This is a genomic window from Streptomyces sp. ISL-99 (assembly GCF_018614005.1).
GTDB lineage: Bacteria > Actinomycetota > Actinomycetes > Streptomycetales > Streptomycetaceae > Streptomyces > Streptomyces flavidovirens.
Window position 1 is genome coordinate 20,589 of record NZ_JAGGPC010000061.1, and the last position, 24,084, is coordinate 44,672.

General features: G+C 71.6%; 16 protein-coding genes, 1 pseudogene and 1 riboswitch. Of the genes and pseudogenes, 6 read left to right on the forward strand and 11 right to left on the reverse strand.

Annotated features, from left to right (window positions below):
• Positions 1 to 7: 7 nt before the first annotated feature.
• Positions 8 to 1,654: a DUF6350 family protein gene (locus J7E91_RS30280; RefSeq protein WP_214909971.1), complete on the reverse strand. Its 1,647-nt coding sequence runs from the start codon at positions 1,652 to 1,654 to the stop codon at positions 8 to 10.
• Positions 1,655 to 1,770: 116 nt separating this feature from the next.
• On the opposite strand from J7E91_RS30280, the gene J7E91_RS30285 reads away from it, so the two are divergent.
• Positions 1,771 to 3,093, forward strand: coding sequence for a transcriptional regulator (locus tag J7E91_RS30285; RefSeq protein ID WP_214909973.1), 1,323 nt, complete (start codon positions 1,771 to 1,773; stop codon positions 3,091 to 3,093).
• A gap of 84 nt (positions 3,094 to 3,177) precedes the next feature.
• On the opposite strand, the gene sucD is transcribed toward J7E91_RS30285, so the two are convergent.
• The 8 genes and pseudogenes from sucD to J7E91_RS30320 form a co-directional block, all read right to left on the reverse strand.
• Positions 3,178 to 4,062, reverse strand: coding sequence for a succinate--CoA ligase subunit alpha (gene sucD / locus J7E91_RS30290; protein ID WP_028812284.1), 885 nt, complete (start codon positions 4,060 to 4,062; stop codon positions 3,178 to 3,180).
• 21 nt (positions 4,063 to 4,083) lie between these two features.
• Positions 4,084 to 5,265 (reverse strand): ADP-forming succinate--CoA ligase subunit beta, encoded by a 1,182-nt coding sequence (gene sucC / locus J7E91_RS30295; RefSeq protein WP_214909975.1) that lies wholly within the window; start codon positions 5,263 to 5,265, stop codon positions 4,084 to 4,086.
• Between the two features lie 402 nt (positions 5,266 to 5,667).
• The gene (locus J7E91_RS30300) at positions 5,668 to 6,627 is read right to left on the reverse strand and encodes a hypothetical protein (RefSeq protein ID WP_214909977.1); all 960 of its coding nucleotides are present in this window, start codon (positions 6,625 to 6,627) and stop codon (positions 5,668 to 5,670) included.
• Between the two features lie 106 nt (positions 6,628 to 6,733).
• A complete protein-coding gene (locus tag J7E91_RS30305) occupies positions 6,734 to 7,636 on the reverse strand; it encodes a hypothetical protein (RefSeq protein WP_214909979.1) in 903 nt (300 codons plus the stop codon).
• 89 nt (positions 7,637 to 7,725) lie between these two features.
• Positions 7,726 to 8,784 (reverse strand): VWA domain-containing protein, encoded by a 1,059-nt coding sequence (locus J7E91_RS36370; RefSeq protein ID WP_308377507.1) that lies wholly within the window; start codon positions 8,782 to 8,784, stop codon positions 7,726 to 7,728.
• 273 nt (positions 8,785 to 9,057) lie between these two features.
• A pseudogene (locus tag J7E91_RS36375) lies at positions 9,058 to 11,325 on the reverse strand (DUF5682 family protein); the annotation flags it as partial.
• Complete coding sequence (locus J7E91_RS30315) at positions 11,322 to 12,443, reverse strand: AAA family ATPase (protein WP_214909983.1); 1,122 nt, start codon at positions 12,441 to 12,443, stop codon at positions 11,322 to 11,324. The pseudogene J7E91_RS36375 and the gene J7E91_RS30315, both read right to left, overlap by 4 nt.
• 102 nt (positions 12,444 to 12,545) lie before the next feature.
• Positions 12,546 to 12,968, reverse strand: coding sequence for a hypothetical protein (locus tag J7E91_RS30320; protein WP_214909984.1), 423 nt, complete (start codon positions 12,966 to 12,968; stop codon positions 12,546 to 12,548).
• A gap of 135 nt (positions 12,969 to 13,103) precedes the next feature.
• Between J7E91_RS30320 and J7E91_RS30325 the strand changes: the two genes are divergently transcribed.
• The gene (locus tag J7E91_RS30325; protein ID WP_214909985.1) at positions 13,104 to 14,441 is read left to right on the forward strand and encodes an SWIM zinc finger family protein; all 1,338 of its coding nucleotides are present in this window, start codon (positions 13,104 to 13,106) and stop codon (positions 14,439 to 14,441) included.
• A gap of 16 nt (positions 14,442 to 14,457) precedes the next feature.
• Entirely contained in the window at positions 14,458 to 16,278 is a 1,821-nt protein-coding gene (locus J7E91_RS30330; RefSeq protein ID WP_251016485.1) for a DUF5691 domain-containing protein, read from the forward strand.
• Between the two features lie 85 nt (positions 16,279 to 16,363).
• Here the strand turns inward: J7E91_RS30330 and J7E91_RS30335 are convergent, their stop codons facing one another.
• Positions 16,364 to 16,777, reverse strand: coding sequence for a cobalamin B12-binding domain-containing protein (locus J7E91_RS30335; RefSeq protein WP_028812291.1), 414 nt, complete (start codon positions 16,775 to 16,777; stop codon positions 16,364 to 16,366).
• A 360-nt stretch (positions 16,778 to 17,137) separates the two neighbouring features.
• On the opposite strand from J7E91_RS30335, the gene J7E91_RS30340 reads away from it, so the two are divergent.
• Together J7E91_RS30340 and J7E91_RS30345 are read left to right on the forward strand one after the other, a co-directional pair.
• Positions 17,138 to 17,995 (forward strand): alpha/beta fold hydrolase, encoded by an 858-nt coding sequence (locus tag J7E91_RS30340; RefSeq protein WP_214909986.1) that lies wholly within the window; start codon positions 17,138 to 17,140, stop codon positions 17,993 to 17,995.
• 225 nt (positions 17,996 to 18,220) lie between these two features.
• Entirely contained in the window at positions 18,221 to 19,783 is a 1,563-nt protein-coding gene (locus tag J7E91_RS30345; RefSeq protein WP_214909987.1) for a M23 family metallopeptidase, read from the forward strand.
• A 49-nt stretch (positions 19,784 to 19,832) separates the two neighbouring features.
• On the opposite strand, the gene pcrA is transcribed toward J7E91_RS30345, so the two are convergent.
• Entirely contained in the window at positions 19,833 to 22,292 is a 2,460-nt protein-coding gene (gene pcrA / locus J7E91_RS30350; protein ID WP_214909988.1) for a DNA helicase PcrA, read from the reverse strand.
• A 309-nt stretch (positions 22,293 to 22,601) separates the two neighbouring features.
• Positions 22,602 to 22,764, forward strand: a riboswitch (cyclic di-AMP (ydaO/yuaA leader).
• On the opposite strand from pcrA, the gene J7E91_RS30355 reads away from it, so the two are divergent.
• A complete protein-coding gene (locus J7E91_RS30355) occupies positions 22,763 to 23,950 on the forward strand; it encodes a C40 family peptidase (protein WP_214909989.1) in 1,188 nt (395 codons plus the stop codon). Its footprint overlaps the riboswitch before it by 2 nt.
• The last annotated feature ends 134 nt before the right edge of the window (positions 23,951 to 24,084 follow it).

Sequence of the window (24,084 nt, forward strand, 5' to 3'; positions counted from 1 at the left end):
TCGGCATCTATCGCGGTTCCTCCGGGGCGGCAGGGCCGTCACCGGCCGGAGCAGTGGAGGCGGGCGGGGTCGACTCCGGCGGCACCACGCTCTTCGAGGGCCGGCCGCCGGAGGAAGAGTCGCCGGACGCCTCCTTCAGGGCGGCCCATCTCACCTCGCGGGCCCCGCTGTCGTGCCAGTCCACACCGACGGTGGCGGCGGGATCCCCGATGGGCAGGAAATCGGCTTCGCTGTCGTACGGTCCGGAGACGTCGTCTCCCACGGCACCGCGCCCGCCGGGACGCCACCACGCCGCGACTTCCACCGGACCGCGGGTGGCAGCCTCCTCACCACCACCGCCCCCTCCCTCGGCGCCCCGCGTCGACCACCCACGGGGGGTACGGTCGCGCAACCGCCACGCCCGCAGGGTGAGGGCGGCCGGGACGCCCAGCGTCACGGTCCACACCCCCGCCGCCCCGCCCGTACGCCACCACACAGGCCCGAACTCCGACAGCGCCCCCACCCCCAGCGACCCCCCGGCCAGCGCGGCCAGTACCGCCATCGCCATCCCGCACGCCACTCCGGCGAGCGCCGCCGCGACGGCCGTTTCCCGGAGCGACCAGGCTTCCTCGCGCAGGGCGAAGGGCGGCGCGGCCGTGCGTACCGTGAACCACGCCACCACGACCGCCGCCACGACCGGCACGGCCAGCGTCGCCCAGTGGACCGGCATAGCGCCCTCCCCGACCGGCAGCGCCGCGACCAGCGGGAAGTGCGGCAGCGCCGGTGTCCCCACGACACCCAGCGGCGTGGCGGTCGCGCCCGCGCCGAGGGCGAACCCGGGACCCAGCCCATACGCGGCGCCCCACACAGCGGCGTTCGGCGCGAGCGCCAAAACCAGCAGCGCTACGGCGAGCCGCCCCGGCCAATCCCCCGCGAGCTGAAAGAACGCCCCGTGCGCCGCTCCCGCGTGCCAGACCAGCGACGCCAGCGCGAGTACCGCACCGCCGCCGACCAGCGCCACGACACCTGCCCCGGCGGCCCGGAGCGCGACCCGGAACCGGGGGCGCACAGCGGCCTCCCGCACGCCCCGCGGCGCCCACCCCGGCAGCGACCCACGCGGCCGGCCGTCGGCCGTCCACACGCCTCCGGCGGCGCCCGCCGCCGCGACGAGGGGCACATGGAGCGCCGCGCTGACGGCGCTCGCGGGAAGCGGCCCAGCGTAGGCGTACAGGAGCGCTGCGGCTCCGACGGCCACATACCCGGCGACGACACCAAAGAAGGCGCCCCCCACAGAAGACACCACAACTTCACCCCCCACATCCCCCTCCTCATCCCCGTCCATCGCATGCCGTGCGGCCCGGTGGGTGAGCCACACCGGCAGCGCGACGAGCAGCATCGGAGTCAGCCCCACGGGTGCGGGCACACCGGAGAGCGTGTCGTACCGGACGAGATCGGCCCCGTGGGCGAGCAGCCACAGCCCGGCGGCGACGCGCAGCGCCTCGCCGGGTCCGCTGTCGGGGTACGGCGAACTGATCCACAGCACCATCACCAGGACGGCGAGCGAGCCGAGACCGAGCCCCGCAGCGATCACACCCCGCACGAAGCAGGCGGCCTGCGCCGAGGAGCGGCTCCGCGCGGATGGCAACCACGTACCGCGATGGGTCACTTGAGTCACCCGGCCATGCTGTCAACGACACGCGCTTAATTCATGTAACGGGCGAATGACTGCCGTGTCGCTCAATATACGTTTATGTACTTTTTCGCCCGGTGTAGCGCTGCGGGGGGACTTTCATGACGCAGAGCACCGAAACCGCCCCCGCCGCCGCACTGCCCTCGCCCGAAGAGAGGCGCAGGCTGCGCGAAGCGAAATCGCTGACTCAGGAGCAGGTAGCGGCCGCCCTGGGCGTGTCCCGCGAGACGGTCAAGGCATGGGAATCCGGCCGCGCAAACCCGAAGCGCCGCAAGCGCGCGGCGTACGCCAGACTGCTGGCCGCGGACGAGACCACCCCCGCCGACCAGCCAACGGTGCCGGGAGGGAACACCCCGGTCAGCTCCCCCAGCGCCCCCGCCCAGCAACCAACGGTGCCGGGAGGGGACGTGCCGGGGCGCTCCCCGCAGGGCGTTGAACGCAACCACCACGAACGAACCAACGCAGTACCCGAACGTTCGACGCCCGAGGAGACGCCCCGGCGCGGCACCGACCCCGAAGCCACCGCAACAGCACCCGCACCCGCACCCCCCAACGCCCCCGCCCCCGCCCCCGCGAAAGACGCGCCCCCCACACCGCTAACCCCCGCCCAGGCCTTCGACGCCCTCTACGCGTACTGCGCCCAAGCCCTGGTGAGCCAGGCCTACCTCCTGACAGGTAGCCGGCCCCTAGCCCGGGAATCGGTCGAGCACGCCTTCCGCCTGGCCTGGCAGCGCTGGCCCGAAGTAGCCACCGACCGGGACCCGGCGAGCTGGGTCAGGGCAGCGGCGTACGACTACGCGCTCTCCCCCTGGCACCGCTTGCGCCGCCGCGCGCACAAACGCCCCGAACAGCCCCCCGCCGACCGTGACCGCAAGGTGCTGCTCAAGGCGCTGCTGGACCTGCCACCCGCGCACCGCCGCACCCTGCTGCTGTACGACGGCCTGGGCCTCGATCTCCCCGACACGGCGGCCGAGACGGAGGCGAGCACCCCCGCGACAGCGAACCGCCTGCTCAACGCGCGTGCCGCGATCGCCCAGCGGCTGCCGGAACTCGCCGCCGCCGGCACCCCCGCCGAACAGTCCGCGCTGCTCCAGGAACGCCTCGGCCACCTCGCCGAGATCGGCATGGCGCCACCCATCAAGCTGTCGCCCGCCCGAGCCGTACGCACGGGAAGCGAGCGCAGGACGAGGTTCTGGACGCGCGCCGCCCTCTTCTTCACCGCGATGATCGTCAGCGCCACGGGTTTCACACTGGTCACGGCCCCCACCCGGTACGAGCCCCCGCAGGCCCCCGGCGAACCGGTGCGCGGCGTCCCGGTGCACGCCGGCCCGCAGCCGCTGACCCCCGAGGACGAGGAGCTGCGCAGCCTGCTCCACTCGGCGCCCGTGACCGGCCCGGCCCGCCTGGTCCCGGAAGGCCGCTGACCGAACGCGGGCGGGCCCGTACCCCCTGACCAGGGGATACGGGCCCGCACCAGATCACCGCGCCGCCGAAACGGCAGCGGCGTACTAACCCGCCAGAATCGCGCGAGCCAGCTTGGCCGTCTCGGTCGGCGTCTTGCCGACCTTGACGCCGGCGGCCTCGAGGGCCTCCTTCTTGGCCTGTGCGGTGCCAGAAGAACCGGACACGATCGCGCCGGCGTGCCCCATGGTCTTGCCCTCGGGCGCGGTGAAGCCAGCGACGTAACCAACAACGGGCTTGGTCACGTTCTTGGCGATGTAGTCCGCGGCACGCTCCTCGGCGTCGCCACCGATCTCACCGATCATCACAATGAGATCGGTGTCAGCGTCGGCCTCGAACGCGGCCAGAGCATCAATATGCGTGGTCCCGATGACCGGGTCGCCACCAATACCAACGGCGGACGAGAAGCCGATGTCACGGAGCTCGTACATCATCTGGTAGGTCAGCGTGCCGGACTTCGACACGAGACCGATGCGGCCGGGCTTGGTGATGTCGCCCGGGATGATGCCGGCGTTGGACTGGCCCGGCGTGATGAGACCGGGGCAGTTCGGGCCGATGATCCGGGTCTTGTTGCCCTTGGCACCGGCGTACGCCCAGAAGGCCGCGGAGTCGTGGACGGCGATGCCCTCGGTGATCACGACGGCCAGCGGGATCTCGGCGTCGATCGCCTCGACGACGGCGGCCTTCGCGAAGGCCGGCGGCACGAAGAGAACCGACACGTCGGCGCCGGTCTTCTCCATCGCTTCCTTGACGGAGCCGAAGACCGGGACCTCGGTGCCGTCGAAGTCGACGGACGTACCGGCCTTGCGCGGGTTCACGCCGCCGACGATGTTGGTGCCATCGGCCAGCATGAGCTTGGTGTGCTTCATGCCCGTGGCGCCGGTCATCCCCTGGACGATGACCTTGCTGTCCTTGGTGAGGAAGATAGCCATGGTGTTGGAGTCCCTCGTCCCTTACTTCGCAGCCGCGGCGAGCTCGGCGGCCTTGTCGGCCGCGCCGTCCATGGTGTCCACGCGCTGAACGAGCGGGTGGTTCGCGTCGGAGAGGATCTTGCGACCCAGCTCCGCGTTGTTGCCGTCCAGTCGCACGACGAGCGGCTTGGTGACCGCCTCACCCTTCGACTTCAGCAGCTCAAGAGCCTGGACGATGCCGTTGGCGACCTCGTCGCAGGCGGTGATGCCACCGAAGACGTTGACGAACACGGACTTGACGTCCGGGTCGCCGAGGATGATCTCCAGGCCGTTCGCCATGACCTCGGCGGAGGCGCCGCCACCGATGTCGAGGAAGTTGGCGGGCTTCACGTTGCCATGGTTCTCACCGGCGTACGCGACGACGTCCAGGGTCGACATCACCAGACCGGCACCGTTACCGATGATGCCGACCTCGCCGTCGAGCTTGACGTAGTTGAGGTTCTTGGCCTTGGCAGCAGCCTCGAGCGGGTTGGCTGCGGCGTGGTCCACGAACTCCTCGTGGCCCGGCTGGCGGAACTCGGCGTTCTCGTCGAGAGACACCTTGCCGTCGAGCGCGATGATGCGGCCGTCGGCGACCTTCGCGAGGGGGTTGACCTCGACGAGGAGCGCGTCCTCGGCGACGAAGGTGTCCCACAGCGTCACCAGGACCTCGGCGACCTGCTCCGCGACCTCGGCCGGGAACTTCGCCTGGGCGACGATCTCGCGAGCCTTCTCGATCGTCACGCCGTCGTTGGCGTTGACCGGAACCTTCGCGAGCGCCTCGGGGGTCTTCTCCGCGACCTCCTCGATGTCCATGCCGCCCTGTACGGACGCCATGGCGAGGAAGGTGCGGTTGGTGCGGTCGAGGAGGTACGAGACGTAGTACTCCTCGGCGATCTCGGGTGCGGTCTCGGCGATCATCACCTTGTGGACCGTGTGGCCCTTGATGTCCATCCCGAGGATGTCCGTCGCCCGGGCGACGGCCTCGTCCGGCGTCGCGGCGAGCTTGACGCCGCCGGCCTTGCCGCGGCCGCCGACCTTCACCTGCGCCTTGACGACCGACTTGCCGCCCAGCCGCTCAGTGGCCTCGCGCGCCGCCTCAGGCGTTTCGATGACTTCACCGGCCAGCACCGGTACACCGTGCTTGGCGAAGAGGTCCCTCGCCTGGTACTCGAACAGGTCCACGCGCGTCCGTCCCTTTTCTGGTGATCGCGGTTCGTTGCGTTGTCTCCATGTGGGCGTGCCGCGAAGGGCAACGTGACGGCGCTGTCACAAGGGAGGCGTAACGGTGTCCGGTACGCGGCATGTCCGTCTCGCAGGTTATCCCCGTGGGCCGTGGGACCCTAAATCGCAGATCACACCTGGGCGGTGATACCGGTCACAGCCGGTCACGGAGCGCACGTGCTACGCGTCGGCGGTCGCCCCGCAGGGCGGACACGGAGACGGAGACGGAGCCGGATACGAAGCCGGATACGAAGCCGGGCGGCCTCCACCCCAATGGAGACCGCCCGAGGAACACCCGACCCGCCTGCCGGATGCCCTGCTTCAGATGCCGCGCGTCACATTCAGCGCGTCAGATGCCCTGCGTCAGATGCCCTGCGTCAGGTAAGACGCGTAGCCAGGGGTGACCGAGTCGGCGGCGTCCTGGGCGCCGTAGACGGCGTTGCCGGCGAGCGGCGTCGAGGTGACCGTGCCGGACAGGTCGTGCGCGAACGGCTGAACGTCGGACACGACGCCACCGGCGAACGGCGACACGTCGCCGACGACCCCGTGCGCGAGGGTGTGGGCGCTGCCGCCGACGCCGTACGCGACCGGCTCGACGTGGTCGACGACGGTCTGGACGAACGGCTGGACCGCACCGTGGACCCCACCCGTGAACGGGCCGACCTCGGAGACGACGCCACCGGCGAACGGCTGCACGTCGCTCACGACACCGCCCGCGAAGGGCGCCACGTCACCGACCGCGCCCTGGGCGAGGCCGCCGGCGTCACCGACCGCCTGACCGGCGACCGGGAGCACGCCGTGCACGGCGCGGGCGGCGATGGGCGGCAGGGTGTCCTGGGCGACGGCGTGGGCGAGCGGGGTGGCGTGGCCGGGGACCTGGCCGGCGTACGCCTGAGCCTGGCCCGGCGCCTGCTCGACCTCGGACGCGAAGGCGGACAGCGGCCCGAAGAGGTAGTCGACCTCGGCCTCGGCGTCGGCCTGGGCGTCAGCGTGGACGTCGGACGCGGCATCGGCCCCCGCGTGGGCGGCGTCGGTCACGTCGGTCACGGAGGGGGTGGCCGGCAGACCGACCTCGGCGTCGTGCCGCACGTCCTGGACGTCGGCCTTCGCGGTGACCTTGGCTTCGGAGGCCGCACCGGCGGCCTCGTCGGCGACCCCGGACGTGACGTCCTGGACGTCCGCTACGGCGTCGGACGCCTGGTCGGGCGTCGACAGCGGCACCGAGACGGGCAGCTCGGCCGCGCTCGCGGCGGCGGTGCCGAGGGCCCACATGCCGCCGGCGGTGGCGGCGACGGCGATGGAACGGCGGATGTTCTTGTTCATGCTGGTGTCAGATCCTTCGAAATTCATTCGGCTGTCCGGATTTCCGGATGGCGGGCAGACCTGTCCCGCCCCCGCGCGGCAGGTCATTGAGCGGGGACGGTCTGCCCTAGCCGGGGAATTCGAGGACTTCGTGCGGTCGGTCGTACGTCGGTGCGGCAGTCGTCGGCAGCGTTGCCCCGCGCACCAGCCCGAACCGGGCGCCGTCCGCGAACGCGGCGGCGTGCTTGTCGCCGGAGCGCGACGGATTCGCGTCACCGGCCGACTGCCGTACGCCGTCGCCGCACGGCCCGGAAGGCGCCGGTACGGGCGCCTCCCCGCACTCCGGGCGGCCCGGACCCCGGTGTGCGTCATCGCGCTGCGGCCCGGCGAGGCCGTACGAGTACGCGCCCTGCTCGGCAACGCCCGCGATAGCGGTCAGGGACCCACTCCCGTCCAGCAGGACCCGTTCGCCGGAGCCCTGGCGCACGGATTGCTCCGCCTCCACCGGGGACTCCGTACCACCATCGGCGGACGGCACCTGTACCACGGGCACTGCGGGCACGGGCACTGCGGGCACTGCGGGCGCTCCAGGCGCGGGAACTTCGGGCACGGGAACTTCGTGTGCGGGCACTTCGTGTGCGGGCAACGCGGGCACCGGCAGGCCGGGCGACGGCAGCTCGGGCGTCGCCGCCGGCTGTTGCTGGACGACGCGGTCCTTCAGCTCACCGACGGGCCGCGTGACGCCCTGTACGACATCGGCCGGCGGCTCCGCGACGTCAGGCACGGCCTGCGCGGCGGCCGGGGCCACCGGCGTCACCCGGTCGACTGCGTTCACCGCGCTCACCGCGTCCACCGCGTTCACCGCGGCAGTGGAGTCACGCGGCGGCAGCGGCGCCTCGGCTGCGTACGCCTGGCCGCCCCACAGGAACCCCAACGCCAGCAGGCCTCCCAGGAAGAACACCACCCGCAGCGCACGCCGCCGACCCGCCCGGCGCAGTACGCGCAGAGCGGCAAGGGGGTGAGCAACCACGGCAGTCAAGAGGGACAGCGCCTTCACAAGGGGGAGGAAACGACGGGCTGATGCTCGCACGAGCCTCCTGGGGTCGCGCAAGTCGGATGTTACTGATGAGTCGCCATGTCCGGTATGGGTAGTGGTCGTTTCTCGATCGCCGCCGCCATCACCTCCGGAAACAGGTCCGGCGTACAGGCGAAGGCGGGGGCGCCGAGGGCCGCGAGAGCCGCCGCGTGCTCCCGGTCGTACGCGGGAGCGCCTTCGTCGGAGAGCGCGAGCAGTGCCACGAACTGCACTCCCGACGCCTTCATCGCCGCGACCCGCTTCAGCATCTCGTCGCGTATGCCGCCCTCGTAGAGGTCGCTGATCAGCACGACGACGGTGTCGGCTGGCCGGGTGATCCGCGACTGGCAGTACGCGAGGGCGCGGTTGATGTCCGTCCCCCCGCCGAGCCGGGTGCCGAAGAGGACGTCGACCGGGTCGTCCAGCTGGTCGGTGAGGTCGACGACGGCGGTGTCGAAGACGACGAGGCGGGTGTCGACCGAGCGCATGGAGGCGAGGACCGCGCCGAAGACCGACGCGTAGACCACGGACGCCGCCATGGACCCCGACTGGTCGATGCACAGGACGATGTCCTTCTTCACGGACTGCGAGGCGCGCCCGTACCCGACGAGCCGCTCGGGAACGACCGTCCGGTACTCAGGAAGGTAATTTTTCAGGTTGGCTCGGATGGTCCGGTCCCAGTCGATGTCCCGGTGGCGTGGGCGGCTGACGCGGGCGCTGCGGTCGAGAGCGCCGGTGAGGGTGGCCCTGGTGCGGGTGGCGAGACGCTTCTCCAGGTCTGCGACGACCTTGCGGACGACGGCGCGCGCCGTTTCCCTGGTCGTCTCCGGCATCGCCTTGTTGAGCGAGAGCAGCGTCCCGACGAGGTGGACGTCCGCCTCCACGGCCTCCAGCATCTCGGGTTCAAGGAGCAGCGCCGACAGGCCCAGGCGCTCAATGGCGTCGCGCTGCATGACCTGCACGACGGAGTTCGGGAAGTACGTACGGATGTCGCCGAGCCAGCGCGCGACGGACGGCGCGGAGGCGCCGAGCCCGGCCGAGCGGCCGGACGAACGCTCCGCGTCGCGCCCGCTGCCGTACAGCGCGCCCAACGCACCGTCCATGGCGGCGTCCTGACCGCCGAGCGACACCCCGGTCCCGTCGGCCGCTTCCCCGCCGAGCACGAGCCGCCAGCGCCGGAGCCGCTCGCCGCTGCCCTCGCTCGTGTTCCCCAAGCCGCCCCTTCCCGCCACATGTGCGGCCCCACCGCACGGCGGGGCCGCAGCCCCCGGACAGGCCGGCAGTCGCCGCAACTCGACACCCTCCACCGCACCCGCACTCGCACGCCCCACGACCAAGCCCGCACCCACCGGACGGGCCGCATCGGCCGTCCCGTCGCCGAGCAGCAGCCCCAGCACCGGCAGCACCGCGTCGGCGCGCTCCTCGTCAAGACCCGGGCCGAAGCCGGGTGTCCCGGACTCCGTCCGCGCCGGGTGTGCGGCGGACGGGCCGCGCCGGACCAGTTCGCCCAGAGTGCGCCGTACTCCCGGCTCGTACGCCGAGAACGTGCGGCGCAGCAGCGGCAGTACGCCGGTGAAGGCGTCGGCGGAGACACCGGTCAGCCAGGTGTCGACCAGGCCGAGCAGCCGTTCGTCGTGCACGAGGAGCATTCCCCCGCCCGATGCTCCGCCGACGAATCCCTCGATCCAGGCCGCGGCGTCGGCCGGCGGTGTCCCGGGTGACAGCGCGAGCGACATGAGGCGCGCCGCGTCCTCCTCCGCGAGCCGCCCGTCGTCCAGCAGTAACCGCGCCGCCCGGCCGCGGATCACGCCACCCACGCTGTCCCGCCCGGCGAGTCTGCTCAGCACCGCCGACCAACGCCCGCGCACGTCACGGCGCTCGCCCGGCGCGGTCCCGGCCAGGAGGCCGACCGCCGCGTGGACCGCGTCGAGGTGGCGGCGCATGTCCGCCGTGCCGTCCGCGTCGAGGCCGGTGCAGGCGGGCGGCAGCCCGACGCAGATCCGCTCGGCGAGTCCGGCCGCGACCTCGCCGAGCGCGACCGTGTCCGTGCCACGGACGTCGCCGTACCGCAGCGATCGGGCGAGCGCGGGCAGCGCCTGGGCGAGGTGGCCGACGTCGGCGTCCAGCGCCGCGCGGTCGGCGAGTGCCCGCATGACCACCGGGAGGGCGTCGGGGAGTTCGGCCAGGAGGCACTGTTCGGCGAGTGCGGTGACGTCGGCGAGCGCGGTGGCCGACACGGCCTGGGTCTCGGCCTTGGCGGTGGCCGCGGAGAGCACCGTGGTGCCCCACACCCCGGCCTCGGCGACACGCACCGGCAACTCGGGCTCCCAGCGCAGCCGCCAGGCCTCCCGGAACGTCCCCGTGCTCCCCCGCGCCTCGGCCGGCTCGCCCCAGCCGATGGACAGCAGCCGCAGCCGGTGCAGCAGCCGGCTGCGCGCCGCGTCGGTCTCCTTCCGCAGATCGAACTCCACGTCGCGTTCCTGTGCTTCCGGTTTGAGCCGCAGACTGCGCTGCGTCCGGGTCAGGTCGCGTTGCAGCGGTACGGCGGGCGCCGTGTCCGGGACCTCGCCGAGAACGTCACCGACGACGAGCCGGTCGTGCACGAGCGCGAGCGGTACGTCGGAGCCCTCGCACATCACGGCCCGCACCGCGTCCATCGTCTCGGTGAGCCCGGCGAGCGGCCGGCCCCGCATGACGGCGAGCGTTTCGGCCAGCCGTACGGCCTCGATGACGTGGGCGGAGGAGACCAGTCGGTCCTCGGCCCGCAGCAGCCCGGCGACCTTGGTCATCCAGCGCTCGACAGGCCGGTCGGGGGCGCCGAAGAGATGGCCGTACCAGCCGGGCGACTCGATGCCCGCACCGTAACCGCTGCGCCGGGCCAGCCTGCGGTAGGTCCACGGCACCCAGGTCATTTCGGCCCTGACCTTGGGCAGGCCTTTGAGCAGCGCACGGTCGGCGGTGGCGGTCGCCACCTTCTCGCCGAGCGCCGGCAGGTGCCACGCGCCGCAGACCACGGCGAAGTCGTCGCCGAATTCCTTGCGCGCGGCTCGCAGCCGGAGCCTCATGTGGGCCTCGCGCACGCGGTCGCGGGGGTGCCCTCCGTCTCCGTACGTCTCGCGCAGGGCCCCCATGGCCTCGGTGAGCGCCCCGAACGGTGCGAACGGGTCGGCAGCCCCGTCCCCGCGATGCTCGACGACGTCCTCCCACCACCGCTCCGGATCGTCGTACCCGGCAGCCTCGGCGAGCACCCCCACCGGATCGACGACGAGGGACTCAGCCACACCCTCCCCACCCCCACGGTCCTCCTCCCCCTCCTCCGTCAGCGCCAACGAGTGCGCCGCGGGGAGGTCGATGAAGCGGACCGGTACGCCGTGCCCGAGCGCCCAGCGGATCGCGACCCACTCCGGGGAGAACTCGGCCAGCGGCCAGAACGCGGCCCGGCGCGGGTCGTCCGCGACGTGCGCGAGCAGGGCCACGGGCGGGCGCATCGCCTCGTCGGCCGCGAGCGGCAGCAGCGCATCGGCCTCGGGCGGCCCTTCGATCAGTACGGCCCGGGGCCGCGCCGCTTGGAGCGCCGCGCGCACCGCGCGGGCCGAGCCGGGCCCGTGGTGGCGAACGCCCAGCAACAGGGGGCCGGGCGTCATCCCGAGACCTCCCGGCAGGCGCGGTAGAAGTCCTTCCAGCCGTCCCGTTCGCGGACGACCGTTTCCAGGTATTCCTGCCAGATGACACGGTCCGCGGCCGGGTCGCGCACGACCGCCCCGAGGATGCCGGCCGCCACGTCGCCGGAGCGCAGCACTCCGTCCCCGAAGTGAGCGGCGAGGGCCAGACCACCCGTGACGACGGAGATCGCCTCGGCCGTCGACAGTGTCCCCGAGGGCGACTTGACCTTGGTACGCCCGTCGGCGGTAACACCCGCACGCAGCTCGCGGAAGACGGTGACGACACGCCGGATCTCGTCGAACCCGTCGGGCGTGGCCGGCAGGTCGAGCGAGCGCCCGATCTGATCGACGCGCCGCGCGACGATGTCGACCTCGGCCTCCGCCGTCTCGGGCAACGGCAGCACCACCGTGTTGAACCGGCGCCGCAGCGCGCTGGACAGGTCATTGACCCCGCGGTCGCGGTCGTTGGCGGTGGCGATGAGGTTGAAGCCGCGGACGGCCTGCTGTTCCTGCCCCAGCTCTGGGATGGGCAGCGTCTTTTCCGACAGGATCGTGATCAGCGTGTCCTGTACGTCGGTCGGGATGCGGGTGAGCTCCTCGACCCGCGCGGTCATGCCTTCGGCCATGGCCCGCATGACGGGGCTGGGCACAAGCGCGTCGCGGCTCGGCCCGTGCGCGAGCAGCCGGGCGTAGTTCCAGCCGTAGCGGATGGCTTCCTCGGGCGTCCCGGCCGTGCCCTGCACGAGCAGGGTCGAGTCACCGCTGACGGCCGCCGCGAGATGCTCGGACACCCAGGTCTTGGCGGTGCCGGGCACACCGAGCAGCAGCAGTGCCCGGTCGGTGGCGAGCGTGGTCACGGCGACTTCGACGATCCGGCGCGGCCCCACGTACTTGGGCGTGATCACCGTGCCGTCGGGCAGCGTCCCGCCGAGCAGGTACGTCGCCACGGCCCACGGCGACAGCAGCCACCTGGCGGGCCGCGGACGGTCGTCGGCCGCGGCCAGCGCCTTGAGCTCGTCGGCGAAGGCGTCCTCGGCGTGCGGCCGCAGGGCCTCGCCGGTGTCCGCACTTGCGCCGGCCTTGGTTTCGGGCACGGTCATGGATCCCCCTCCAGATTTCCCGGATGTGGGATCCACCGTGCACCACGCCACTGACAATCGGCCGTCGCCGCAGGTCAGGGCCCAATTGGTGGCCTGTGAGCGTTACTTCACGATCGGGGAGACCGCGATGCAGCCGAGCAGGGCCTTCTCGCCCTTCGCTTCCTTGATCGTCTCGCCCTTGTAAACGACCTTGCAGGTCAGGTCGGCCGTGTTCTCAAAACCGATCGGGGAGACGGCGGGCGGCATGATGCCGCGCAGCGTGACCGTCTTCTTCCACGGCAGCGTGGGCTTCTTGACCGACTCCATCTTCGGGTCCATGGCCGTGCCCTTGCCGCCCGCGAACTCGATGGACTCGACGCTCTTGCCCGTGACCTCGTACGTGACCTCGTACTTCTCGTCGATGGACTTGTCGACCTGATCGACGGCCTCGTCCTTCGCGGCTTCGGTCGCCTCGCAGGCGCCCACGCCGAAGGTGAGACCGGTGACGGCAACAGCACAGACTGCGGTACGGATGAAGCGGTTCATGTGGGATCCCCCCGGATCTGGATGTGTGTCAGGGCTCGCACCCAATCGCAAAGGAGAAGTCGAGTCAAGTCATGGCGACCCGACGAAATCGCAGGTGAGAGCCGATTGTCAGTGGCGCCCCGTAGCGTCTTGCCCATGAATCAGCAGGGGGTGCGCTGGACTGCGGAACAGGTGCTGGCCTTGGCTCCTGACGATGCGTCACGCAAAACGGGAAGCAGGCTCGGCACGGCCGGGCCCTGGTCGGAGGCGGGGAGCAGCGGTTCGGGGGCGGTGTGGGGACTGTGCAAGGGCAGTGGCAGCACCCCGTACCGGACGGTGGTCGACACGACGGGCGGCAGCCCCGCCTACAAGTGCAGTTGCCCGAGCCGCAAGTTCCCCTGCAAACACGCGCTGGGGCTGCTGCTGCTCTGGGCCGCCGACGAGCCGGCCGTTCGGGACGCCGAGGTGCCGGGCTGGGCCGAGGAGTGGCTGGAGGCGCGCAGAAAGAAGGCAGACGAACCGGATACGTCCGCGAGGACGGCAGACCCCGAGGCGGCGAGGCGCAGAGCCGAACAGCGCGCCGAGCGGATCACCATGGGGGCTTCGGAGCTGGAGCAGCGCCTGAACGACCTGCTGCGCGGCGGTCTGGCCGCCGCCGAGCAGACCGGTTACGGGCTGTGGGAGGAGACGGCCCGCCGCATGGTCGACGCCCAGGCACCGGGGCTGGCCGCGCGGGTGAGGGAGCTGGGCACCGTACCGGCGTCCGGGCCCGGCTGGCCGGGGCGGCTGCTGGAGGAGTGCGCGCTGCTGCACCTGCTGGACGCGGCCTGGCTGGCGCGCGACCGGCTGCCGGAGCCACTGGCCGCGACCGTGCGGACCCGCGTCGGCCTGACCGCGTCCGCCGGCGGACCGCCGGTCCGGGACCGCTGGATGGTGCTCTCCCAGCACGACACCGCGACCAGCAAACTCATCACGCGCCGCATATGGCTGTACGGCCGGGAGTCGGAACGCACGGCGCTGGTGCTGTCCTTCGGGGCCGGGGGCCGGACCCCCGAAGTCGCGCTGCCCACAGGCCTGATGTTCGACATGGAGCTCACCTTCCACCCGGGCGGACAGCTGAGGGCCGACGTGGGCGAACGGCCGCCCCTTCCGGCCCCGATCGACACCCCGCCACCCGGCATCGGCCCCAGCGAAGCGGTCCACGCCTACGGCAGGGCACTAAGGAACGACCCATGGCTCGACTCCTGGCCGGTAACGCTCAGCCGCGTCATACCGACCCCCTCGGACAACACCTGGCAACTCACCGACGCGAAGAGTGACTTCGCTCTACCCATCACTGCCACAGCGCTGTCCCGCCCCGGCCTGTGGAAGCTCGCCGCCCTGTCCGGCGGCAGCCCCGTCACGGTCTTCGGCGAGTGCGGCCACCAAGGCTTCACGCCACTGACGGCCTGGTCCGACGACTCGACGGAAACCGTCCCGCTGACCGACCCCTGACCGCACGGAGGGCCCGATGACCAGCACGCCAGCACCCGCCACCACGTCACCCGCAGCCCCTGCCTCGCGATCCAAGGTGCCGGGAGGGGACGTGCCGGGGCGCTCCCCGCAGGGCGTTGAACGCAACCACCGCGAACGGACCGACGCAGTACCCGAACGTTCGACGCCCGAGGAGACGCCCCGGCGCGGCACCGACCCCGAAGCCACCGCCACCGCACCGGCAACCGCACCCGCACCGGTCACGTGGGAAGAGCTCGTCACCGCCGCCCTGCTCGGCACCGACCGCCGTACGCTGCCGCCCGGCGTCGCAGCACCCGGCAAGGACGCCCCGGCCGCGCTGCTCGACGCCGCAGCACGGCAGACCGTACGACGCAGGGCGGGCCTCCTCCCCGCGCGCGCCGCCACGCGCCCCGACCATGCCCCGCACGATCCGCGCCCCCCACTGCCCGCCGCAGCCCGCCGCCGCCTCGCGCAGCTGCTGGCCGGCCGCTCCTCGCCCCCCGCCGCCGGAGGACGACGCGGCACCGCGCCCGATCTCACGGAGCTGCTCCCCCAGTGGCTCGCCGCCGCGAACCGGCGCCGCTTCCAGGCGCCGCCGGCCCTGCTCCCCGCGCTGCTGGACGCCGCCCGCGCCCGTACCGACCTACGGCCGCAGGCCCTCGCCTTCGCCGGGCCGCGCGGCCTGTGGCTGGCCCGGCTGAACCCGGACTGGCGGTTCGCGCTGCGCGGCGCGTCCGGTGGCAGCGCGCTGCCCGACCCCCACGACGCGGCAGCAGTGAAGAGCCTGTGGGAGGAGGGTCTGTTCGCGGAGCGCGTCGGCCTCCTCGCCGCCGTCCGCGCCCAGGACCCCGCGGCCGCGCTCGAACTGCTCGCCGGCACGTGGCCCACCGAGCGCGCCGAGGACCGCCTGATGTTCCTCGATTCCCTGCGCTCCGGCCTGTCCGACGCCGACGAGCCCTTCCTGGAACAAGCCCTGTCGGACCGCAGCCGCAATGTTCGGGCCACCGCCGCCGAGCTGCTGTCCGCGCTGCCGGGTTCCGCGCTGGCCGCGCGGATGGCGACGCGCGCCGCCAGCTGCGTCAGCCTGGACCGTTCCGGCCGCGCGACCGGCGGCGAGCGCATCGCCGTGGAGGCCCCGCACGAATGCGACGCGGACATGCGGCGCGACGGCGTGTCGCCCAACCCCCCGGGGGGCCGGGGTGAGCGGTCCTGGTGGCTGGGCCAGTTGGTCGAGTCCGCACCGTTGCGCACGTGGCCGCACCGGCTGGGCGACCGTACGCCGCAGGAGATCGTCGCCCTGCCCGTGGACGACGACTGGAAGGAGGAGCTGCACGCCGCCTGGTGCCGCGCGGCGATACGCCAGCGGGACGCCACCTGGGCCCGCGCGCTGCTCGGCGCGCCGTCCGCACCGCCGGCGACCGGCCCCGGTACGTCGTCCCTGGCCGAGCGCGCGAAGCTGCTGACCACGCTGCCGGACGACGAACGGGCGGAGTGGGTGGCCGCGTTCGTCGCGGCGCACGGCCTCTCCGAGGCGTTCCAGCTGCTCGGGGTGTGCACCGTGCCCTGGGCGGAGCCGCTCGGCCGCGCGGTGGTCGACGCACTGGACATCGCGCGGGACGCGGGGAGCTACCCGTGGAGCTTCAGCGGGGTCATGGGGCTGGCGGAGCGCTGCCTGGACCCCGGCGAGGCGGGTCGCCTCCAGATACTCACGACAACGCCGGACGAGCAGGAGGATGCGTCGCCCGGCGCGGCCGGCTACTGGTCGGAGGCCTTCCAGCGCCTGGTCGGCACGCTCCGCCTCAGAGCGGCGATGCTGTCGGAGCTGTCGGAGGGCTAGGCCGTCGGGCCGGCGAGCTCCGGGACCCTGCCCAGACCCAGCCGGAGCCCCGCCCCCAACCCCAGCCCGAGCCCCCAGCCCCGGCTTACGCCTGCGCCGCCTGGCGGACGTGAGTGTTGACCCACTCCACGATCGACTGCGTCGTAGCGCCCGGCGTGAAGATCTCCGCGACGCCCTTCTCCTTCAGCGGAGCGATGTCCGCCTCCGGGATGATGCCGCCGCCGAAGACCTTGATGTCCTCCGCGTCGCGCTGCTTGAGCAGCTCGATGACCTTCACGAAGAGCGTGTTGTGCGCGCCCGAGAGGATGGACAGGCCGATGGCGTCGGCGTCCTCCTGAATGGCGGTGTCCACGATCTGCTCGGGCGTCTGGTGAAGCCCGGTGTAGATGACCTCCATGCCGGCGTCGCGCAGAGCCCGCGCGATGACCTTCGCCCCGCGATCGTGTCCGTCGAGTCCCGGCTTGGCGACCACCACACGGATCGGCCCGGTCACACCCATCACTGCCTCCATGTACCGACTGCGCCGTCATTGGCACGCGCCCCGCACCTGAAAGGACGGGGAAGTGAACGAACGTTATCGCCAGCATCCCGCACCGGCCCGTTTCACGGTGGACAGGGAGGGGGAAATCACACATGGGACATGTTCGCCAAGCGTCGTTCCTGCCGCATCAGGCGCTGCGGCGGCACCAGCCGCAGCAACTGGGACGACCGCGAGGGGAGCCGCAAACGAGGTCGCCGTTCCACCGTGCCGTCAGCCGCGGGCAGGGTGGAACGGCCAGCCGAGTTCTTCAGTACGGCACCCCATGAGGGCACACGGGGGACGGAGCCGCCTCCCAGCGTGCCGTTCGGGAGGTCGGCCATGAGGCTCCTGCCCTACTTCTTTCCGCCCCTTCCGCGCCGGCTGCGTCCGTCGGCCGCGCTCCTGAGAGCCACCGCCCTGGAGCTCGCGATCCTGGCCGGGCACCTGGTCCTCTACCCGTCCGGCATCGCCCAGGAGCGCCGCCGGAGCGCGGACGCGCTCCCCGACCCGGCGCCCGTACCGCCCGAGACCGAGGCGACCCGGCTTCCCACCACCGGCCGGGACCGCCCGCCCGTCGTGCTGCTTCACGGATTCGTCGACAACCGGTCGGTCTTCGTCGTGCTGCGCCGCTCCCTGGCCCGGCACGGCTGGCACCGGCTGGAATCCCTCAACTACTCCCCGCTCACGTGCGACATCCGCACAGCGGCCGAGCTGCTCGGCCGCCACGTGGAGGAAATCTGCGACCGTACGGGCCACCCCCGTGTGGACATCGTCGGCCACAGCCTCGGCGGCCTGATCGCCCGCTATTACGTGCAACGGCTGGGCGGAGACGTGCGCGTACGCACTCTCGTCACCCTCGGCACCCCGCATGCGGGCACCAGCGTCGCCCCGCCGATGAGCGCCCACCCCATCGTGCGCCAAATGCGGCCCGGCTCCGATGTGATCGAGGAGCTGCGCAGGCCCGCGCCCTCCTGTCGTACGCGGTTCGTGAGTTTCTGGAGCGATCTCGACCAGTTGATGCTGCCGGTCGAAACCGCGTGCATCGACCACCCGGATCTCATCGCCCAGAACGTACGGGTGACAGGAATCGGCCACCTTGCCCTGCCCGTCCATCCGGCGGTCGCCGTCGGCATCCGGCAGGCGCTCGAGGAGCAGGACGCGGCAGCGGGCTCCGCAGGCACGGTCTCGGTCGCCTGAACTCACTGAACCGAGGTCGAACATCCGTCGAACGCAGCACCAAAGCTGTGCCCGGCGTCCGCCAAAAGACGGCCGAATGCCCGTTTCGAGAGCGCGCAAAATCTGGCGAAGATTGTCGCCGTCCCTTACCGCCGGGTACAGTCGCGCCACTGCTTTGCCTCTGGGGCCCCCTCCCGGGACCCCAGCCCCCACAGGTCCTGCATTGCCGAGGCGAGAGAGAAGTTGGTGGACGACCAGCACGCCCACGCCGGGTACGACGGCTACTCCACCGGCAGCTTTCAGACAGATCCCCTGTTCGGAGCCCTTCCCACCCAGGGAAGCCACTACGAGGCAGGCCACAGCGGCCAGTACGACACCACCCAGTGGGACGCCACGGGCGCCCATCAGACGGTCGGTTACGACGCGTACGGCACGCACCAGCAGTACGACGCCACCGGAGCGTGGCCCACGGCCGGCTATCAGACGGCGGCCGACATCCCGGCACAGTCCACCGGCCAGTGGGACTCCAACACCTGGAACCAGACAGGCCAGTTCGACACCAGCCACTTCACCACCGGCCAGCACGAGACGGGCCAGTACGAAACGGCGCAGTTCAGCCAGGCCGCCGATGCCACCGGGCAGTGGAGCACGACGCCGGCCTACGACACCGGCGCCTACGACGCCACCGCCTGGAACTCCGGCCACACGGACGGCCACACCGGCGTGTACGAGACCGTCCCGCCCCAGCAAGTCTTCTACGGGACAGCCGAGTTCCCGTCGGTCGACCTGGCCGAGGCCCCTGCGGCGTACGAGCCGAACGAAGAGCACCACGAACCGCACGAGGCGGCCGACAGCGTCGGCGACGGCCCCGGCGACACGCCCGGCGCCGAGCACGAATACGCCCCGGAGTACGCATCCGAACACGAGCCTGAACCCGGACCGGAAACCGACCCGGACTTCGAACACGCCCCGGCCGCCGCCGCGACAGCGGCCACGGTTGCCGCGGCAGCCACCCCCGGCCCCCGCTCGGCCCGCCGCAGCGCGGGCAACTCCGGCCGCGGCCGCCGCCGTACCCCCGCCAAGCGCTCCGCCCTCCTCACCGTCGCCGTGCCCTCCGCCTGCGTGATGGGCGTGGCCGGCATCGCCGCCGCCTCGGTCGGCAGCGTCGGCGGCGGCGCGCCCGCCGAGGAGAAGAAGGACACCACCACGACGGCGTCGGCGGCCGATCCCGGCTCGGTGAAGCCCGTCGCGGTCAACAACAAGCTCGACACGCAGTTCGCCAACCTCAGCACGAAGGCCGAGGACTTCGCCGACCGCGCCAGCCGCACGCAGGAACGTATCGACCTCAGGGAGCGCCAGGCGGCCGAGAAGAAGCGCAGGGCCGAGGAGGCCGCCCGCAAGGAGGCCGCCCGCCCGAAGTTCGCGCTCCCGGTCCAGCAGCACGGTCTCAGTGCGTACTACGGCCAGGCCGGCGTCAACTGGATGTCCGTGCACTCCGGCATCGACTTCCCCGTGTCGTACGGCACCCCGGTGATGGCCGCGACCGACGGCACGGTCCGCACGCAGTACAACACCGCCTACGGAAACATGGCGATAGTGACCGCCGCCGACGGTACGGAGACCTGGTACTGCCACCTCAGCAGCACCAAGATCCGCTCAGGCTCGGTCCAGGCCGGCGACGTCATCGCGTACTCCGGCAACTCGGGCAACTCCACAGGGCCGCACCTCCACTTCGAGGTGCGCCCCGGCGGCGGCTCGGCGATCGACCCTCTGCCCTGGTTCCGCAGCCACGGCCTCAGCCCGACCTAGGCGGCGCCCGGCATTCCCGCTTCGCGCTCCCCGCGCGCGGTCGCCGCCCCTAAAGCTTCTCGACCGGCGCGTACCTGAGCAGCAGCTTCTTCGGCCGCTCGTCGCCGAAGTCGATGGTCGCCTGCGCGTCCGACCCCGTCCCCGTCACCGTCATCACGGTGCCGAGCCCGAACTGGTCGTGCGTGACCCGGTCTCCGACCGACAGCGCGACCACCGGCTTGTCCGAGGTCCGCCGCGTGGCGAATCCCGAAGCGCTGCCGCCCGCGCCCCGCGACCGCGAGGCCAGCGAGGACGACAGCGAGGAGGCGACGCCCGACACCGGCCCGGCCGGAATCTGCGCGCCCTTGCGCTTCCACGTCAGGTACGTCTCAGGGATCTCCTCCAGGAACCGCGACGGCGGGTTGTACGACGGCTGTCCCCACGCGCTGCGCATCGACGCCCGGGTCAGGTAGAGCCGCTCGCGGGCGCGCGTGATGCCGACGTACGCGAGCCGCCGCTCCTCCTCCAGCTCCTTGGTCTGACCGAGCGCGCGCATGTGCGGGAAGACGCCGTCCTCCATGCCCGTCAGGAACACCACGGGGAACTCCAGTCCCTTGGCGGTGTGCAGCGTCATCAGCGTGATGACGCCCGACCCTTCCTCGTCCTCGTCGGGGATCTGGTCGGAGTCGGCGACGAGCGCGACCTTCTCCAGGAATTCGGCCAGCGTGCCGGGCTCGTCGCCCTCCCGCTCCTGCTCGAACTCCAGGGCCACGGCGGCGAGCTCCTGGAGGTTCTCGATGCGCGTTTCGTCCTGCGGGTCGGTCGACGCCTGCAACTCGGCGAGGTAACCGGTCCGTTCGAAGACCGCTTCGAGGACCGTGGCGGGGCCGGCGCCCGACTCGACGATCGTGCGGAGCTCCTCCATCAGCGTGTTGAAGCGCTTCACGGCGTTCGCCGAGCGGGCGGCCATGCCGTACGCCTCGTCCACGCGCCGCAGCGCCTGCGGGAAGCTGATCTTCTCGCGCAGCGACAGCGCGTCGATCATCGCCTCGGCCCGGTCGCCGATGCCCCGCTTCGGTACGTTCAGAATGCGGCGCAGCGGAACGGTGTCCTCGGGGTTCGCCAGGACGCGCAGGTACGCGAGCACATCCCGGACCTCCTTGCGCTCGTAGAAGCGCACGCCGCCGACGACCTTGTAGGGCAGCCCGACGCGGATGAAGATCTCTTCGAAGACACGGGACTGGGCGTTCGTACGGTAGAAAACGGCGACGTCACCGGCCTTCGCGTCGCCCGCGTCCGTCAGCCGGTCGATCTCCTCGGCGACGAACTGCGCCTCGTCGTGCTCGGTGTCCGCGACGTACCCGGTGATCAGGGAGCCGGCGCCGGCTTCCGTCCACAGGTTCTTCGGCCGGCGGTTCTCGTTGCGCTCGATGACGGCGTTGGCCGCGGTGAGAATGGTCTGCGTCGAGCGGTAGTTCTGCTCCAGCAGGATCGTCTTCGCGTCCGGGTAGTCCTCCTCGAACTGGAGGATGTTACGGATGGTGGCTCCGCGGAAGGCGTAGATCGACTGGTCTGCGTCGCCCACGACGCACAGCTCACCCGGCGCCCGGCCCTCGCCCGAGGGACCCACCAGTTCGCGTACGAGCGTGTACTGAGCGTGGTTGGTGTCCTGGTACTCGTCGACCATGACGTGACGGAAGCGCATCCGGTAGTGCTCGGCGACATCGGGGAACGCCTGGAGCAGGTGCACCGTGGTCATGATGATGTCGTCGAAGTCCAGGGCGTTGGCCTCACGCAGCCGCGCCTGGTACATCGCGTACGCCTGCGCCAGGGTCTTCTCGAAGCCGTCGGCGGCCTGACCGGCGAAGGTCTCTTCGTCTATCAGCTCGTTCTTCAGGTTCGAGACCTTGGCGCTGAACGCCTTCGGCGGGAAGCGCTTCGGGTCGAGGTCCAGATCGCGGCAGACGAGCGCCATGAGGCGCTTCGAGTCGGCGGCGTCGTAGATCGAGAACGAGGACGTGAAGCCGAGCTTCTTCGACTCGCGGCGCAGGATGCGCACGCACGCGCTGTGGAAGGTGGAGACCCACATGTGACCGGCGCGCGGGCCGACGAGCTGCTCCACCCGCTCCTTCATCTCACCGGCGGCCTTGTTGGTGAAGGTGATCGCGAGGATCTGCCCGGGGTGCACACCCCGCTTGGCCAGCAGGTACGCGATCCGGTGGGTCAGGACGCGGGTCTTGCCCGAGCCCGCGCCGGCCACGATGAGCAGCGGTGACCCGGTGTGCACGACGGCGGCGCGCTGCTCTTCGTTCAGCCCTTCGAGCAGCGCGGAGGCGTCCACGACCGGGCGCGGCGCGCCGTCCCTGTAGTGCGCGTCCCTGGGGGCCGGGGGCGCGTCGAAGGCACCGCCGAAGAGGTCGTGCGGGACCTCCTCCGGGGCGTGGTCCTCGGGGGGCGGCGGGGCTGTGTCCTTTGCGTACTCCGAGTGCTGGAGGTCGGCCAGGAAGCTGTCGTCAAAGAGGCTGCTCATCGTCTACCAAGCTTAGGCGGGACCACCGACAGCCCGCCCCGGATTCACCACGGCCACACGCATCGGGGCGGAAGGAGAACCGGCCCTCCGCACGTCCGTGCGTCCCTTGCCGCCGCGTGTGACCTTGCGCACGCGCTGTGACCCTGCCGACGCCCTCCGCGCCCTTGCAACCCCCGCAACGGAATCAACTCGGCCAGGTCACGAAAATGTATCGGGCATATCGAACATCGGGCTTCCCAGCAGCCACGACTCTTGGCTAGCGTGCCGACTCGGGCAGCTCGTACCCCCACCGGCGAACAGCGCTGGAGCGGGCGGCCCACGCCGAATCCGGTCTGTCCTCAGGGCAGTTCGGAACCGGGGACCCACGCGCATCACCTGGGGTGAATCGGTCCGCAGTCCCACGGACCGTAGGGCACCTTCCGTTCCGCCCGAACCCGACAGCTAACCCGGTAGGCGGTCCACGGAAGGAGATGCCGGCCTTGGCGTCGCATCGCAAGCCGCGTACCCGGGTACGCACCACCGCTCCCGCCCTGGGCATCACGACGGCCGCATTCGCCTCAGTCGGCCTGCTCGCCCAGACAGCGGGTGCGGCACCCGCCGCGCCGACGGCTCCCAAGCCGACCGTCGAAGAGGTGCAGAAGAAGGTCGACGACCTCTACCGGCAGGCCGGTACGGCCACGCAGAAGTACAACCTGGCCAAAGAGAAGACCGAGCAGCAGCGCAAGTCCGTGGACGGCCTGCTCGACGCCGTGGCCAAGCGCACGGAGAGGCTGAACGAGGCGCGGCGCAAGCTGGGCAACTACGCGGCCGCGCAGTATCGGTCGGGGTCGGTCACCCCGACCGCCGCGCTGCTCCTGGCGGACAGCCCGCAGGCGTACTTCGACCAGAACCGGCTGATGGACCGGATGACGGAACGCCAGAAGACGGACGTGACCGACTTCGAGCAGCAGCAGGCGGCGGCATCGCAGAAGCGCGCCGAGGCGACGCGGAGCCTGGAGACCCTCACCGAGTCGCAGGCCTCCCTCAAGGCCTCGAAGCAGGACGTACAGAGGAAGCTCGGGGAGGCACGCGAGCTGCTGTCCCGGCTGACCGCCGAGGAGAAGGCGCGGCTGGCGGAGCTTGAGAAGAAGCGGGAGGCGGAGGCGAGGCGCAAGGCCGAGGCGGAGCGCAAGCGCCAGCAGGAAGAGGCCCAGAAGGCCGAGAGCGATACGGAAACAGATACGGCCACAGGCACGGGCACGGGCACCGCCCCCGGATCCGGCACCGGCACAGCCCCTGGATCCGGCGCCGGCTCCACCGATGCGTACGCCGTCAAGGCCGAGAAGGTCCTCGCCTTCGCCCGTGCCCAGATCGGCAAGCCGTACGTCTGGGGCGCGGCAGGCCCCAGTTCGTACGACTGCTCCGGCCTGACCCAGGGCGCCTGGAAGGCCGCCGGCGTCGCTCTCCCCCGTACCACCTGGGACCAGGTGAACGTCGGCACCCGCGTCGCGACCGACAACCTCAGGCCGGGCGACCTCGTCTTCTTCTACGACGACATCAGCCACGTCGGCATCTACATCGGCGGCGGCAAGATGATCCACGCCCCCAAGCCCGGCGCGTACGTCCGCGAGGAGTCGGTCTACTACATGCCGATCTACGGCAGCGTCCGCCCCGCGTAGCGACGAGAGGCCGGACGGGGCTCGTGCCGACGCTGTTGGTTTATTCCGGCTCTCGCGTGACGTCGGCTCCCAAGACCTGGTTGTGGTCTTGGGAGCCGACGTTGTCGTTTGGGGAGGGTGTCGATGTCGATGCA